The sequence below is a fragment of the Elusimicrobium simillimum genome, from assembly GCF_049639735.1.
Taxonomy (GTDB): Bacteria; Elusimicrobiota; Elusimicrobia; order Elusimicrobiales; family Elusimicrobiaceae; genus Elusimicrobium; species Elusimicrobium simillimum.
The window spans coordinates 980,940-994,845 of record NZ_JBEVVA010000003.1 but is presented as its reverse complement, the minus strand read 5'-3'; the positions used below and the strand labels follow the sequence as shown (position 1 = coordinate 994,845).

The 13,906-nt window shown below is 43.2% G+C and carries 13 protein-coding genes; 6 read left to right on the top strand and 7 right to left on the bottom strand.

Going from position 1 to position 13,906, the window contains the following annotated elements:
* The first annotated feature begins 1 nt into the window (after position 1).
* Entirely contained in the window at positions 2-274 is a 273-nt protein-coding gene (locus AAIR98_RS05485) for a hypothetical protein (RefSeq protein WP_423971199.1), read from the top strand.
* 45 nt (positions 275-319) lie between these two features.
* The gene (locus AAIR98_RS05480) at positions 320-889 is read left to right on the top strand and encodes a DNA-3-methyladenine glycosylase I (protein WP_423971198.1); all 570 of its coding nucleotides are present in this window, start codon (positions 320-322) and stop codon (positions 887-889) included.
* A 304-nt stretch (positions 890-1,193) separates the two neighbouring features.
* Here the strand turns inward: AAIR98_RS05480 and ribF are convergent, their stop codons facing one another.
* The 4 genes from ribF to rbfA are packed head-to-tail and all read right to left on the bottom strand — an operon-like array spanning position 1,194 to position 4,161.
* Positions 1,194-2,090: a riboflavin biosynthesis protein RibF gene (gene ribF / locus AAIR98_RS05475; RefSeq protein WP_423971197.1), complete on the bottom strand. Its 897-nt coding sequence runs from the start codon at positions 2,088-2,090 to the stop codon at positions 1,194-1,196.
* 17 nt (positions 2,091-2,107) lie between these two features.
* Positions 2,108-2,830: a tRNA pseudouridine(55) synthase TruB gene (truB, locus tag AAIR98_RS05470; protein WP_423971196.1), complete on the bottom strand. Its 723-nt coding sequence runs from the start codon at positions 2,828-2,830 to the stop codon at positions 2,108-2,110.
* On the bottom strand, positions 2,820-3,812 hold the full coding sequence (locus tag AAIR98_RS05465) for a DHH family phosphoesterase (RefSeq protein ID WP_423971195.1): 993 nt from the start codon (positions 3,810-3,812) through the stop codon (positions 2,820-2,822). Before AAIR98_RS05465 ends, truB begins: the two co-directional genes overlap by 11 nt.
* A complete protein-coding gene (gene rbfA, locus AAIR98_RS05460) occupies positions 3,802-4,161 on the bottom strand; it encodes a 30S ribosome-binding factor RbfA (RefSeq protein WP_423971194.1) in 360 nt (119 codons plus the stop codon). The genes AAIR98_RS05465 and rbfA overlap by 11 nt, the downstream gene beginning before the upstream one ends.
* Positions 4,162-4,231: 70 nt before the next feature.
* On the opposite strand from rbfA, the gene AAIR98_RS05455 reads away from it, so the two are divergent.
* From AAIR98_RS05455 to AAIR98_RS05445, 3 genes are all read left to right on the top strand, one after another.
* Positions 4,232-6,181, top strand: coding sequence for an acyltransferase family protein (locus tag AAIR98_RS05455; protein ID WP_423971193.1), 1,950 nt, complete (start codon positions 4,232-4,234; stop codon positions 6,179-6,181).
* A gap of 118 nt (positions 6,182-6,299) precedes the next feature.
* Positions 6,300-7,214 (top strand): hypothetical protein, encoded by a 915-nt coding sequence (locus tag AAIR98_RS05450; RefSeq protein WP_423971192.1) that lies wholly within the window; start codon positions 6,300-6,302, stop codon positions 7,212-7,214.
* A 134-nt stretch (positions 7,215-7,348) separates the two neighbouring features.
* The gene (locus tag AAIR98_RS05445; RefSeq protein ID WP_423971191.1) at positions 7,349-7,915 is read left to right on the top strand and encodes a type IV pilin protein; all 567 of its coding nucleotides are present in this window, start codon (positions 7,349-7,351) and stop codon (positions 7,913-7,915) included.
* A gap of 71 nt (positions 7,916-7,986) precedes the next feature.
* Here AAIR98_RS05445 and AAIR98_RS05440 read toward each other — a convergent pair whose 3' ends face one another.
* Positions 7,987-8,544, bottom strand: coding sequence for a hypothetical protein (locus AAIR98_RS05440; protein ID WP_423971190.1), 558 nt, complete (start codon positions 8,542-8,544; stop codon positions 7,987-7,989).
* Between the two features lie 290 nt (positions 8,545-8,834).
* Here AAIR98_RS05440 and AAIR98_RS05435 point away from each other — a divergent pair, with 290 nt between their 5' ends.
* Positions 8,835-9,872 (top strand): hypothetical protein, encoded by a 1,038-nt coding sequence (locus tag AAIR98_RS05435; protein WP_423971189.1) that lies wholly within the window; start codon positions 8,835-8,837, stop codon positions 9,870-9,872.
* A gap of 130 nt (positions 9,873-10,002) precedes the next feature.
* Here the strand turns inward: AAIR98_RS05435 and infB are convergent, their stop codons facing one another.
* Together infB and nusA are read right to left on the bottom strand one after the other, a co-directional pair.
* Positions 10,003-12,474 (bottom strand): translation initiation factor IF-2, encoded by a 2,472-nt coding sequence (gene infB / locus AAIR98_RS05430; RefSeq protein ID WP_423971188.1) that lies wholly within the window; start codon positions 12,472-12,474, stop codon positions 10,003-10,005.
* The gene (gene nusA, locus AAIR98_RS05425; RefSeq protein ID WP_423971187.1) at positions 12,449-13,897 is read right to left on the bottom strand and encodes a transcription termination/antitermination protein NusA; all 1,449 of its coding nucleotides are present in this window, start codon (positions 13,895-13,897) and stop codon (positions 12,449-12,451) included. Before nusA ends, infB begins: the two co-directional genes overlap by 26 nt.
* Positions 13,898-13,906 lie beyond the last annotated feature (9 nt).

Genomic DNA, 13,906 nt, shown 5'->3' with positions numbered 1-13,906 from the left:
TATGACAATGGTAAAAAATTTCTTAAATAATTACTTTTTAATGCCTTATAAAACACGCAATGTTTTTTGGGCTACGCTTGATGTGCTTTTCAAGCTGGTTATGACCGGCCTGTGGCTGGTGGTAATGCGTATAATAGGCTCTTTTGTATACTACGCTTTCGCCGTAGAGCCCAGCCCTAAGGCAAAAGCCTGGTGGCTGTGTTACTGTCTGGTGCTGTTTATAGGCACATCGCTGCTATCTTACACCGGCGTTTTTGTAAGAAAAGATTACTAAAATTTAAATCCGGGTTTTTCTTTAGCCCGGATTTTTTTATAAATTATGAATAAAAAAATATGCGCTTGGGCCACCACGCCGGAATATATAAAATACCACGACAGCGAGTGGGGCAAGCCGCTGCATGACGACAGAGAACTGTTTGAAATGCTTATACTTGAGGGCATGCAGGCGGGGCTTAGCTGGATTACTATTTTAAATAAGCGCGAGCACATGCGTAAAGTGTTTGATAACTTTGACGCCGTAAAAATATCCAAATATACCCCGGCTAAAATAGAAAAGCTGCTGCTTGACCCCGGCATTATAAGAAACCGCCTTAAACTTAACTCAATGATAACCAACGCCAAGGCCTACCTTAAAATACAAAAAGAGTACGGCACCTTTGACAAGTTTATTTGGCAGTTTACCGGCGGCAAGCAGATTGTAAACCACTTTACAGACATGCGTGAAATTCCCGCCAAAACCGCTGTTTCAGATACAATGAGCAAAACCTTGCTGGCTAACGGGTTTAAATTTGTAGGTTCCACCATATGCTACGCCTTCATGCAGGCTACAGGCATGGTTAACGACCACATGACCTGGTGCCCGCAGCATAAAAAATCTAAAAAACGTTGATTTTACCCACTTAAAAAGCCTGCCAAATTACTTTGGCAGGCTTTTATTTTGTGTTAATTAAAATATTTTATATAAAATAAAGTCATCCTGAATTTTTGCGCCAACGCAAAAATGTAAGGATCTACTTTATAAAAAATAACTATAGTTTCAAAGCGGTAGATGTCTACGTCGGCGCGTTGACGCGCCTCCTCAACATGACCTTATTTTATAACAGTACTAATTTAATGCGCTCGTACCTCGCTCATTAAATCCCTCCACTGCTTTGCAGGTACTCCCTTTACGAAAGGGAGAAATTATATGAATTTTATATTTTTACCGCTTTGGCGGCGGCGCGGGCGTCTGTGCCAAGCTGTTTGATAAGGGCGGGTAAACCGTTAAACTTTTTCTCCCCTCTTATTTTAGAAACAAAATTTATAGTTAGCGTTTTACCATAAATATCACGGTTAAAGTTAAGTATATTAACCTCCACCAACGGCACATTGGAGTGTATGGGGTTTACTGTAGGGCGGTAACCTATATTTGCCATTGCTTTAAACTTTTCTTTGCCAATCACGGCCTCTACGGCAAATACGCCAAGCGGCAGTATTTTATATATGCCGATATCCAGGTTTGCCGTGGGGTAGCCCAGCTGGCGGCCAAGCTGCTTGCCCTTTACCACAATGCCGCTAACGCTGTATGGGCGGCCGAGGTATTTATTAGCGGTTTTCACATCCCCCTCCGCCAAAGTCTTGCGTATGAGAGAAGAGGATATTTTGTGCCCGTCGGTTTTTGCGGTTTTAAAAAAGTCTTCCACTTCCAGCACTATACCCGCCTTAGCGCAGGCTTTGCGTAAAAAATCTATATGCCCCTTTCTGTCTTTACCAAAAGCAAAGTCACGCCCCACAAGCAGGCCGCCCATATTATAAGTTTTAAGCAAAATATCAAAGTAGTTTTCACGGCTGATGTTTTTACAGGCTTTAAAATTAAGCGCGTCCGCATAGTCAGGCTTAGCCTGTTTGATTAAAGCTAATTTTTCGTCAGGCAGAGTAAGTACGGTAAGCTCCGGCACGGGTGACATAAGCGTTTTGGGCGGCAGCGGAAAGTACAAAACCATGGAGTTCATTTTATGCTTTTTAGCCAAAGTTTTTAGGCGGGCAAACAGCATGCCGTGCCCTTTATGTACCCCGTCAAATGTGCCTATTGTTATAAAATTTTTTTTCATAAGCCTGTATTAAAATTTTACAGTATTTTTATGTGTTTAAACAGCTCTTCCTGCGGGGCGGTACGCAAATATTCCACGGTTATAGCGTCCCCCACATTATAGTCGCCAACAGTTGTCCTTCTAAGTTCAGATAAATGCGCCACTGTATCAAGAGCACGGCCAAGCATGTAAGCCAGTGAGCGTACATAGGTACCGCTGGATACGTTTACGCTAAAATTTATTTTATCCCCGTCCACGGCAATATCTTCCCATTTATATACGGTTATAACTGCCTTTTTCTCGTCCAGCTCCATTTTACCCTCGCGCATGTGGCGGTGCATGGGCTTGCCAAATACTTTTTTTGCGCTGTAAAAGGGCACTATGTGCTCAAATGTACCTGTGAGTTTAAGCGCCTCAGCCTGTGCCTGTTCAAGAGTAACGGGCGGAGGTATAGTTTCCGACAATGTCGCCCCGTGCGCGTCCCAAGTCTCGGTCTCTATGCCTAGGTGGGCCTGCGCTTTATATGATTTGGGGAATTTGAAAAAATCGCTTTGAAGTTTGGTTGCCTGACGTCCTACAAGGAGCACCAACAGCCCCGTGGCCATAGGGTCCAGCGTGCCCGCGTGGCCTATTTTACGAAGCCCAAGCGCGCGGCGCGCCACGGCGATAACGTCGTGCGACGTCCAATCTGCCGGTTTATCTATAAGTAAAATACCGTTGGGACAAGGATTATCTGCAGTTAAGGTTGTTTCAGTCGACATTTTCTATAACCGCTTTAGCGGCGGCGATAAGTTTATCCGTAAGATCAGCAAGGTTTGCGCCTTCCGCCTTAAAACCGGCGGCTCTGGCATGCCCGCCGCCGCCAAACTGCGCGGCAAGGGCGCTTACATCCACATTACCTTTAGAACGAAGATTGACGGAAACACGGGTCTTTTCTTCTTTAATTAAAAGAGATACTTCCACCCCGGGTATCATGGTAGGCTGGCTGACTATGCCTTGTGTAAAAGACGGCTCCGCGCCAAACATAGTAAAATCTTCCTGCGTCAGCACTATTACGGCCAGACGTTTGTCAGACAAAAGCTCCATCTTCTCAAGCGCGCGGCCAAGAAGCTTGGTTTCCACGTAAGAACGTGTAAAATATAAAATCTGGTTAATTGTTTTAACATCAGCCCCGGCGGCAAGCAGGCAAGAACCCACGCGCAAAGCCTCTGAGCTGGTGTTGGAGTGTAAAAACCTGGCGGTATCTGTAACTAAACCTGTATAAAGGCAGGTGGCTTCGTCTGGGTTAACGTAAACCTGCATGATTTCAAACATTTGCCATATAATTTCAGCGGTGGAGGAGGCTGTAGGGTCTATATAATTATAGTCGCCGTAAGTATCACTGGTTAAGTGGTGGTCAATATTAATAATTGTTTTGGCGGCAGCCAATACATCGTCCAGTTCCCCGCCGCGCGCAGTGTCGGAACATTCAAGTAAAATTACTGTGTCTATTTTGCTTATATCTTTAGGTTTTTGGCCAATATGCACGGTGGAAAGCATAGGCAGAAATTCAAGGTCTTTACCGGGGGCATTGTCCGCGTAAGAGTAAACGTGTTTACCCAGGCGGCGCAGTACTGAACTTACCGCAAGCGTGGAACCAAGCGAGTCCCCGTCTGGGTTTTGGTGCCCCGCCACAAAAAAGCTGACGCCGTTTTTAATGGCAGAAATAATTTCCGGTAAAGTATTCTGCATTTTACTTGTCATTATTTTTCTCTTTTTCTATTACTGAAAATATAGATTCAACCTTAGAGGCCTTTTCCGGCGTAGAATCATAATGAAATGAAAACGACGGAATACGCTTAAGATGCAGGCGGTGGCGCAGCATGGCGCCTATTTCACTGCGTAAAATGGAAAGTGTGTTTGCGGCGTGCTCACGCTCCGCCTCGCTGCCAAATACCGAGTAGTTTACGCGGGCGGTTCTCAAATCTTTGGAAACTTTGACACCTGTAACGGTAATAAACCCCTTAAAACTGCCGGTGCTTATCATTTTGCTTATTATAGCGCTGATTTCTTCTAAAAAAAGTGCCTCTAGGCGTTTAATTCTATCTATCATATTCCTATTATATCAAATATGGAAATATGTGTCTGACGCGGATTTTATTATTTAGTAACATATATATGTTATGCATTCTAAATACAGAGCGGATATTGACGGCCTGCGCGCCATAGCGGTTTTAGCGGTAATAGTTTTTCATCTTAATCCATCCTGGCTGCACGGCGGGTTTATAGGGGTGGATATATTTTTTGTCATATCAGGCTATCTTATTACCAGAATAATCTTTGCTGACGTTACAGCAAACTCTTTCAGCTTTAAAACATTCTACCAGAGAAGAATTAACCGTATACTGCCAGTATTCTTTTTTACCGGGTTTATAACTATGTTAGCCGCGTGGTTTATAATGTTGCCGGAAGACTTTGACTTTACTTTAAAATCATTTAAAACCACAGTTTACTTCTGGCAAAATATGTTTTTTGCCGCCAATACAGGTGGCTACTTTGACGCCGCGGCCGAAACACTGCCCATGCTGCACACCTGGTCACTGGCGGTGGAAGAGCAGTTTTATATATTCCTGCCGCCCTTAATACTGGCGCTGCATAAAATGGGGTTTTCGGTTAAAAAAGTTATTATAACCTTAGCCGTTATAGCGGCCGTGTCTTTTACACTGGCGCAACTCTCACCCAAAAGTATGTTTTTGGCTAAATATAACTATTATTCTCTTTTTACCGGCAGGGCCGGAGAGCTGATGATAGGCAGTATAGCTGGCATAATATCTTTGTATAAAAGAAAAACTTTTTCATTTTTAACTAACAATATTATACTGTCTGCCGCCATGCTTGGGATAGCGCTTTCTTATATTTTTATTTCCAAGAAAACACTTTTCCCCTCTTTTATTACTTTACTGCCGGCGCTATCGGCGGGAGTAATAGTTTACTTTGGCAGTACAGATAATTATATTTCGCGCTTCCTCTCACTAAAGCCGCTTGTTTTTACAGGTAAGATGTCCTATTCACTCTACCTATGGCATTGGCCGCTTATAGTGTTGGCTAAAGAGTATTTTTTAATAACCAAAATATCAACTTTACAGGCGGTTGCATTTACGGCGGTAATGTTCGCACTCTCCGCTTTTTCATATTTTTTTATAGAAACGCCGTGCAGAAAAAAGAAAAGAAGTTTTTTATCCTCCTTTCTCCTTTTTTATTTGCTGCCCGCATTACTGCTGACAGGCGTTTACTATACGCATAAAAAGACGGATTTTTTAAATAAAATAAGAGCCTCAGGCATACAGGAAAAACAAAAAATACTTGACCTGCAGGCAGGCTTTCTTTTACCGGACAGCGCCGCCAAACAATGTTTTGGCAATATAAAAGGCGACTGTGTATTTGGCGACGTATCTAAAAAGCCTGAAATACTGCTGATGGGCGACTCGCACGCCGCGCATTATATACCATATCTTGATATTGCCGGGCAAAAGTACGGGTTCTCCTTTAGAGCAGTAACGTCCAGCCAATGTACTTTTATACCTAAGCAGTATGAAACTATAACAATAACCAACCCCAGTTTGGTTACCTGTCAGAAAAACATAGCGGCCCATATTGGAGAAATAGAAGATTACGGCATAATAATTATGGCTTCGCAATGGACAGGCACTATGAACGGCCAGATTGTAAGCAGGCCCGCGTTTTTAAATATGCTTGAAGAACGCATAAAAGAATTAAAATCTAAAAATAAAAAAGTAATATTACTAGCCCAGGCGCCGCAGGTATGGCCAGAACACCTAAATTCCTGCAAAAAAAGATTTTTACGCGGCCTGCCCTGCGCCACAGAGCAAATACTCTCCCATTTTGAACAAAAAGCTAATGAGCAAATGCTTCAAATAACGCAAAAGACCGGCGCTGTATTCCTGGACCCTATCGGCGCTTTAAATGAAAGCAGCCGCAAAAAATGGCCGTTATATAAAGGGGTTATAGTTAATTCAGACTTTCACCATATAAACGAATACGCCACACGCCTTTGGGCGCAGGAAGCGGCGGCAAACCAAAAAGATATTTGGCAAAAAATATTACATCCGTAGTTACAACCTTTTATTACCGTCTAATACAAAGGACCTACCCGTAAAATAGGCCTTTTGGCCCTGGACGAAAACTTACAAAACAATTAAAATATAACTAAGAAGTTTAAAGGAGAATAAAATGAAAAAGATAATTTCTTTAACCGCACTAATGATGATATTGGGTACAAATTTATTTGCCGTGGATGAACTTTTTACAATTAACCAAAATGAAAAAGTTCAAATATTCCCGGGCAGGGGTACGACAATGCACTATGAGGTTTGCTTTGATAAATATGTAACGCCTGTAAAAGATAAACAAACTTATAACGTGTCGGAATTTTATTCTGCCATAACGGGCCCCGCGCTTGAAGGGCAAATTGATTTTAACATAACCTCTAACGGTAAATGTCTGAGCATAGAAACTAAAATTGCAGACAAACGCTATCTTGAACAAACAGACATTGTAGTAACTACAGAAAAAGATAATGTTAAAATGCAGCTTACAATGAAAGGCAACCAGGCGGACCCTACTTTAACAGCGCACAAAGATTATACATTAGCAAAATTGTCAGACTCATATGAAGTAACATATGAAAAAAATAAAACATACTTTCATGAATTAACAAATGAAAACCTTATACTTAAACAAAAACATGGCAGGTATGTAGTGTCTGACCATTACAGCGTAAGCATGGGCAACCAATTTGCAGGCGAGCTTGAATTTAACTTTAACATAGCCGCCCAAAACGGTAAAAAATATTTGGTTATCAATACAAAAGAACTTAATGATGACGGTATAAACTACTCCAAAACATTCTTAAGAGTTAGTGAAAATGATAAAGGCGTGTTTGTGTCTTTCATCATGGCGGGCAACCAGGCCGACGCAAGAGCTACGTCTGAAACATTTAACCCGCTTGCCAGACCCGGCGCCTCAAGACCCGGTGCAGTTGCCGTGCGCGCGGCCGACATGGCTACCGCCAGAGACCGTGTAGCAGTGTTTGCGCCGGCGGCAATCAAAGTTCCTGCGGCGTCAGCGGCACCTAAAACAAAATAGTTAAAAGATTTAATAAACACAAAAGCCCCGCCAAACGGCGGGGCTTTTGTATATCCCTTATAACAACACAAAGCATTTCTATCAAAATACTAATGTGCTATACTTTAAAAAGAGCGCAAACTTGAAGAGGTTTTATGAAAAAATTTCAATCGCGTCGTAGTATCTTAGACCGCGGCATAACACAACGAAGACGGGTAGCGAAGACGAACGGCTTCACTTTAATTGAACTGCTGGTGGTAGTGTTAATAATAGGTATTTTAGCCGCCATTGCCCTGCCCCAGTACCAGGCCGCTGTTATAAAAAGCCGCACCGCCGCCGTTATACCTAATTTAAAAGCGCTTGCGCTGGCGGAGGAAAGGTATTTCCTTACAAACGGCAGCTACACCAATAACTTTGCGGATTTGGACATTGAACTCAACTCCTCCTGCTCCGGCGAGCGCTGTATTATTAATAACAATGAATATTACCTAAACACAGGCGGCGGGTATGTTGTAGCATATCCCAACGGTACTTTTGCCACCGCCGCCAGCACTATTACAATAACACTTACCTTTGACGAAACCAAACAGTCTGACCTGCAAAAAAACGCGATAGCTTGCATAGACCGCAACAAAGCAATTTTTACAAAAGTATGTAAATCACTTGGCGGCAAAACGCAAGTCACCTTTAACGGCACCGGCAAAATGTGGCTGCTGCAATAATAGGTTTAATATAAATTCAAATAAAAACCCCCGCTCTAAAACGCGGGGGTTTTTACAATTGCTGGGTAAAATTAACTTTTTATTACTTTGGTGCCGGTCCTTTCGTTTTCAATTAAATACTGATTATAACCGGACGGGTTAATAGAGGCCCCCTCTCCGCTGTCCACAGCTTTTTTAAGAGCGTTGCTTGTGTTATCTGTGTATATGATTGTTACGTAGTACTTCCAAAATGTAGCGGGTCTGCCTTTGCTTACTCTGGGCGGATTAATGCCGCTTTTTTTCTTCTCAGGATAAATATTTTTGGTGTATTTTTTCTTTTTAACCGAAATGTTCTTTACAACACGGCCATTATGTTTAAATTGCCACATATCGCTGCTTTTAAACATTTCTGTGTTATTATTAAAAAATGTGGTTACACTGTCTGATGTAGTGTAAAGAAATGTGTGAAATTCTTCAGGTTCAATCAAGGTATATCTTATATCTTCAACTGCTTCATCCAGCCCTTTAGCGGCTACGCTAAGCTTGTTTTTTAAGCTGCTTTTCCAGCCCTGGGCATTTGCGCTGCCTGCGCATACAAATAATATTAATGCGGTTAAAACAGCAGTAGTTGTCTTTACATTCATTTTCATTTTCTTCTCCGGTTTTGGGTAAATTAAAGGTAATTTTTTATATGTTAGTTTTGGTTAACAAGTATATTATACCTTATTTTTGTTAGGCTTAACTATCTTTTTTCACAAAAAAATTTGACTTTCTCAGAGGTGACAAAACTTAGCGCTGCCTAACTATATATATAATTTACAAATATTTTAAAAACCGCACATGGGCCAAAAGACCTATTTTTAGCGTAGGTCCTATGTACCTTTTTTAATTATTTTTTGTTATCATCCTTATGTATAGAACATATAACAGGAGGAGCATAATGAACAAAAAAATAATACTGACTGTTTTAGCAGCAATGTTGCTAAACCCATTGTTCGCCTTAACTACAAATGAACTTGATGATGTTTTTAAAGAGCGTCTTGCCATAGCGCAAAAACAAGAGACTACCCAACAAAATTCCCCCACAGAGCATAAATTCTCAAAAGTATTGCCAGGCGGAAAAATAAAAGAAGTCCTTGCCTCGCAACAACTTGCCAAAGCAAAAAACAATATAAAGGCAAATGGAGAAAGCGTGCTTCTTTTTACTATGCCTGAAGTAAAATTTGAACATGCTATAAGACCTTGGGGTGGTTATGATAATATTAAAACAAATATTACATATTACAAATATCAGGTGCATGCAAATAAAGATTTTAATAAATATGCATGGGATAGTTTTATGCAAACCATGGCTAATTTTTATAAAAATGAAATTTCTTCAGAACCTTCAGAACTTACAAAAGAAATTCTTTTAGAACCTTATGACAAAACTAAACATATTGCTTATGCTATAAATAAATATCATCAAACTGCCGGAAATGAAAAGTATCTTTACGCATTTAAGATTTTACTTAGTTTTCAGGAGGATCTTATAAAAGCGCAGAAAACAGAAGCACAGACAAAACGCAACCGGGATAAATATCCCGGGATATATGAAGCGATATCAAAACTTCTGAGAGAAACGTCATCAGATTACTATATACATATTTATGACAGCGCTGATGTAGACATATTATATACAAGACATCATAAAAACGCACCAATAATAAATAATATCAATATAGAATATTCCAAACAGAGTGAAATGTTTTCCTTAACAAACCAGTACCCGTTAATTGGCGCTAATCATATCTTTCCCGCTGCAAATATTAACACAATTCCTGAAATGACATTTGTTAGCCAAACATTTCCCAAAAAGAATAGAGAATACTCAGAAAAATATATTTTTGCCGGTTTTACTTGGGTAACATTACTATCTGACGTAAAATATTTCTACGATATATCAACATCACATATATATAACTTGTACAATTATTAATACTATGGTTCTACAAAAAGCCCCGCTCTAAAGAGCGGGGCTTTTTATCTGCATATATTCTTGCGTATTATTCACAGGGGCCCCGAAGATTTGGGGATAAAAAAGCCCGGTTAAAACCGGGCTTTTTTGTTTACATTGTTATGCGGCGGGTAATGGTGTCTTTACGGAATGTCTCGACAACGTCCCCCTCTTTAACCGCTCTGTATCCTTCCAGCAGGATACCGCATTCATAACCTTTTTCTACTTCTCTCACGTCTTCCTTGAAGCGTTTAAGGCCGCCTATTTTGCCCTTAAACACAACCTCGGCGCCGCGCATTACTTTACACTCGCTGCCTCTTGTGATTGTGCCAAACTCAACCATTGACCCCGCGATAATGCCGGAGCTAAGGTTAAATACCTGGCGCACAATGGCGCGGCCTGTAACAACTTCCACCACGTCGGGCTCAAGTAAGCCTTCCATAGCGGCGCGGATGTCTTCGAGAAGTTCAAATATTATTTGGTACTGGCGTATTTCTATGCCCTCACGTTCCGCTTCCGTAGCCGCGGCGGACTCAACGTCTACGTTAAACGCTATAACAACAGCGTTGCTGGCCTTGGCAAGCAGGATGTCGCTCTCGTTAACGTTACCGGCGGCGGAGTGGATGATTTGCACTTCCACTTCATCTGAGGGTATGCGGCCCATAGAGTCTTTAATAGCCTCAATAGAGCCCTGCACGTCACCCTTAAGTACGATTTGCAGTTTTTTAATTTTGTTCTGGTCAACTTCGCTCTTAAGACTCATAAGAGATATATGTTTCTTATGCGCAAAGCTGTCTTCTTTATGGGCAAGCTTACGTTTTTCGGCTAAATACTTAGCTTCACGTTCAGACTCGGCCACATAAAACGCCTCACCCACGTGCGGCGGTTCGCCGTTGATACCAAGTATCTCTGCGGGTGTGCTGGGGCCTATGCTTTGGTGTCTTACAGTGTTTTCGTCAATAAGCGCGCGTACTTTACCCCATGTTGTGCCTACCAGGAAAGGGTCGCCCACTTTCACGGTACCTTTCTGCACAAGCACAGTGGCCACTACGCCGCGTTTATTATCCCTTTTACTTTCCAGGATAACGCCCACGCCTAAGCGGTTGGGGTTGGCCTTTAACTCAAGCATTTCCGCCTGAAGTGAAACCATTTCCAACAGTTTATCTATATTAATACGTTTTTTAGCTGAGATTTCCACGTAAATAGTGCTGCCCTGCCATTCCTCAGGTATTAAACCTCTGGACGCAAGTTCCTGTTTGACTTTTTCAGGATCGGCGCCTGGCAAGTCAATTTTGTTAACAGCCACAATTATAGGCGCGCCGGCCGCTTTAGCGTGGTCCATAGCTTCTATAGTCTGGGGCATTATGCCGTCTGTGGCGGATACTACCAATATAACGATATCGGTAGCTTGCGCGCCGCGGGCGCGCATGGCTGTGAAAGCCTCGTGGCCCGGTGTGTCTAAAAAGGTAATATAACCTTTGCTTGTTTTAACGCGGTACGCGCCGATATGCTGCGTAATCGCGCCCGCCTCGCCCTCTACAACGTTGGACTTTCTTATAGCGTCAAGCAAGCTGGTTTTACCGTGGTCCACGTGGCCCATGATGGTAACAACAGGGGCTCTTGGTTTAAGGTCTTCGGGTTTATCCCCCTCTTCGGCCTGGGTGCTTATTGCGTCTTTGGCAAATTCTTGCGCCATTTCCGCCTTAAAGCCGCACTCCGCTACCACCAGTTCTATAATTTCAGGTTCTAAACGCTGGTTAATGGTGGCGAATATGCCAAGGCCCATGAGTTTTTTAATAAAATCACCAATTTTAATTTCCATCTTTTCAGCAAGTTCTTTAACCGTAGGCGTACCCACAATCTTAATAACCTTTTCTGCCGGCTGCGTTGGCACTGCTTCAACCGGTTTAGGTGCCGGAGCGGGCTGCGGTTTGGGTTGCGGTTTATGCTGGGGTTTTTGCTGATGCTGCGGCGGACGCTGTTGCTGCGGGCGCGGATAATGCTGCTGCGCCGGGCGCGGCGTCTGCTGCGGGCGTTGTTGTTGCGGCTGCTGCGGCTGTTGTACCTGCGGGCGCGGGGCCTGGGCAGGCTGCGGCTGGGCAGCGGGCTGCTGCACAGGGCGCGGCGCGGGCGCCGGTTGTTGAACTGGTTTAGGCGCTTCTACAGGGCGTTGGGCCGGGGCAGGCTGTACCACAGGTTTAGGTTGCGGCGCGGGCTGTACCGGCGCTGGTTTAACCACAGGCGCGGCAGCTGGCTGAACCGGGGCCGGGGCAGGCTGTGCTGCAGGCTGGGGCGCTTCTACCGGTTTTTCTTCCGGTACGGGCGCGGGCCTTACTACCTGCGACGCCGGTGTAAAAAATGATTTACGCTGAGGGGCCTCCTCCTCTTCTTCCTCTACCGCTTTCTTTTTGGTAGACGGTTTTTTTACGGCAGGCTTTTTAACGGGTGTTTTGGCCGTTTTTTTAGCTGTAGGCTTTTTGTCGTCCGTTTTTTTAGCCGCCGGCTTTTTAGCCGCGGTTGTTTTTTTGGTTTTGGAGGTTTCCTTATCGTCTTCTTTATTAGTTGTTTTCTTGGTTGGTGTCATCTGTAACCTCCTGCTCTGAAACACTGCTGTTTTGAGCTTCTAAATATTTTTTGGCGCCCTCAATAATCTTAGCGGCTGACTTTTCGCCAATGCCTTGTACTGTTTCTAAATGTTCGGGTGAGAGAGCTGCAATTTTTTCTACGCTGTTAAACCCGGCTTTTACCAGGGTTTCAGCGGTTTTGGGGCCGATGCCTTCTACTGAGGCTAAAATGCTTTCAAGAGCGTCTGTAACCTGCTGGCCCTCTTCCGCTTTTTGAGACTCGCTCTTTACTTCAATTTCCCAGCCTGTAAGCTTAGAGGCCAGTTTAATATTCTGCCAGTCTTTACCAATGGCTATGGCCAGCTGGTCGTCGGGCACAATAATAAGAGCTTTCTTTTCTTCGGCGCTGATAAGCTTAACTGAAGAGGCTTTAGCCGGGGCGATAGAGTTCATAAGCATGGTAGAAACGTCTTCGCTGTAGGCAATAAGGTCAATGCGTTCGCCGCTGAGTTCGTTCATTACGGCGCGTATTCTTATGCCGCGCATACCCACGCAGGTGCCGATAGGGTCCACTTTGTTATCATAGCTGGTTACCATGATTTTGGCCCTGTACCCCGGGTCGCGCACTATGTTTTTAATTTCAACAATCCCCTCGCCTATTTCGGGTACTTCTACTTTAAAAAGGTCTTCTAAAAATTCCGGGCTGGTGCGGGAAAGTATAACGTATGGCCCGCGCTGGCCTTTGTCCATTTTAAAAGCGGCGCTTTTGTAGCGGCCCATAACCGGGTCGTCGCCAATGGTAATTAAATCCTGCTGTGAAAGCACTTTTGTGATAATGGCTTTAATGCGGGAACCGTTGGAATAGCGTTCTTTTTTAATTTGCTCGGAGTAGGGTAAAATTGCTTCTACTTTACCAAGGTCAACCACAATGTCTCTGTCAGAAAATCTGCGTACTGAACCTGTGATAACTTCGCCCTCTCTGGGTTTAAATTCTTTGTAGGTGTTTTCGCGCTCAATGCCGCGTACTTTTTGTATTAAAACCTGTTTGGCTATCTGGGCCGCTATGCGGGAAAAATCTTCTACTTCCAAAATATTGGTGATTGTGCCGCCCACTTCTGAGCGTTTATCCATTTTTTTGGCTTCTTCTAAAGAAATTTCCATCTCAGGGTTTACAACCTCTTCCACAATGTTAAGCACCTGAAACGCCCTTACCGTGCCCTCTTCCAGGTCAATTTTGGCGCTGATTTGCGCTGTTTTACCAAGGTTTTTGCGAAGCGCGGAAACTAAAGCGTCTTCAATAGTTTTAATAATGTCTTCTCTTTTAATGTTTTTTTCTCTTTCTAAGCTTTCTAAAGCTAAAAGTAAATCTTTGGGGTTGCCTTCCATATTTCTGTCCTCTCTTTTTATTTTGGCTCGCTTCGCGCAGCTTTGCGCGCGAATCATGTTTAAATT

Excerpts from the sequence above, each read along its gene's own strand:
- AAIR98_RS05485 (WP_423971199.1), top strand. The coding sequence starts at position 2 with ATGACAATGGTAAAAAATTTCTTAAATAATTACTTTTTAATGCCTTAT.
- AAIR98_RS05480 (WP_423971198.1), top strand. The coding sequence starts at position 320 with ATGAATAAAAAAATATGCGCTTGGGCCACCACGCCGGAATATATAAAA.
- ribF (WP_423971197.1), bottom strand. The coding sequence starts at position 2,090 with ATGAAAAAAAATTTTATAACAATAGGCACATTTGACGGGGTACATAAA.
- truB (WP_423971196.1), bottom strand. The coding sequence starts at position 2,830 with ATGTCGACTGAAACAACCTTAACTGCAGATAATCCTTGTCCCAACGGT.
- AAIR98_RS05465 (WP_423971195.1), bottom strand. The coding sequence starts at position 3,812 with ATGACAAGTAAAATGCAGAATACTTTACCGGAAATTATTTCTGCCATT.
- rbfA (WP_423971194.1), bottom strand. The coding sequence starts at position 4,161 with ATGATAGATAGAATTAAACGCCTAGAGGCACTTTTTTTAGAAGAAATC.
- AAIR98_RS05455 (WP_423971193.1), top strand. The coding sequence starts at position 4,232 with ATGCATTCTAAATACAGAGCGGATATTGACGGCCTGCGCGCCATAGCG.
- AAIR98_RS05450 (WP_423971192.1), top strand. The coding sequence starts at position 6,300 with ATGAAAAAGATAATTTCTTTAACCGCACTAATGATGATATTGGGTACA.
- AAIR98_RS05445 (WP_423971191.1), top strand. The coding sequence starts at position 7,349 with ATGAAAAAATTTCAATCGCGTCGTAGTATCTTAGACCGCGGCATAACA.
- AAIR98_RS05440 (WP_423971190.1), bottom strand. The coding sequence starts at position 8,544 with ATGAAAATGAATGTAAAGACAACTACTGCTGTTTTAACCGCATTAATA.
- AAIR98_RS05435 (WP_423971189.1), top strand. The coding sequence starts at position 8,835 with ATGAACAAAAAAATAATACTGACTGTTTTAGCAGCAATGTTGCTAAAC.
- infB (WP_423971188.1), bottom strand. The coding sequence starts at position 12,474 with ATGACACCAACCAAGAAAACAACTAATAAAGAAGACGATAAGGAAACC.
- nusA (WP_423971187.1), bottom strand. The coding sequence starts at position 13,897 with ATGATTCGCGCGCAAAGCTGCGCGAAGCGAGCCAAAATAAAAAGAGAG.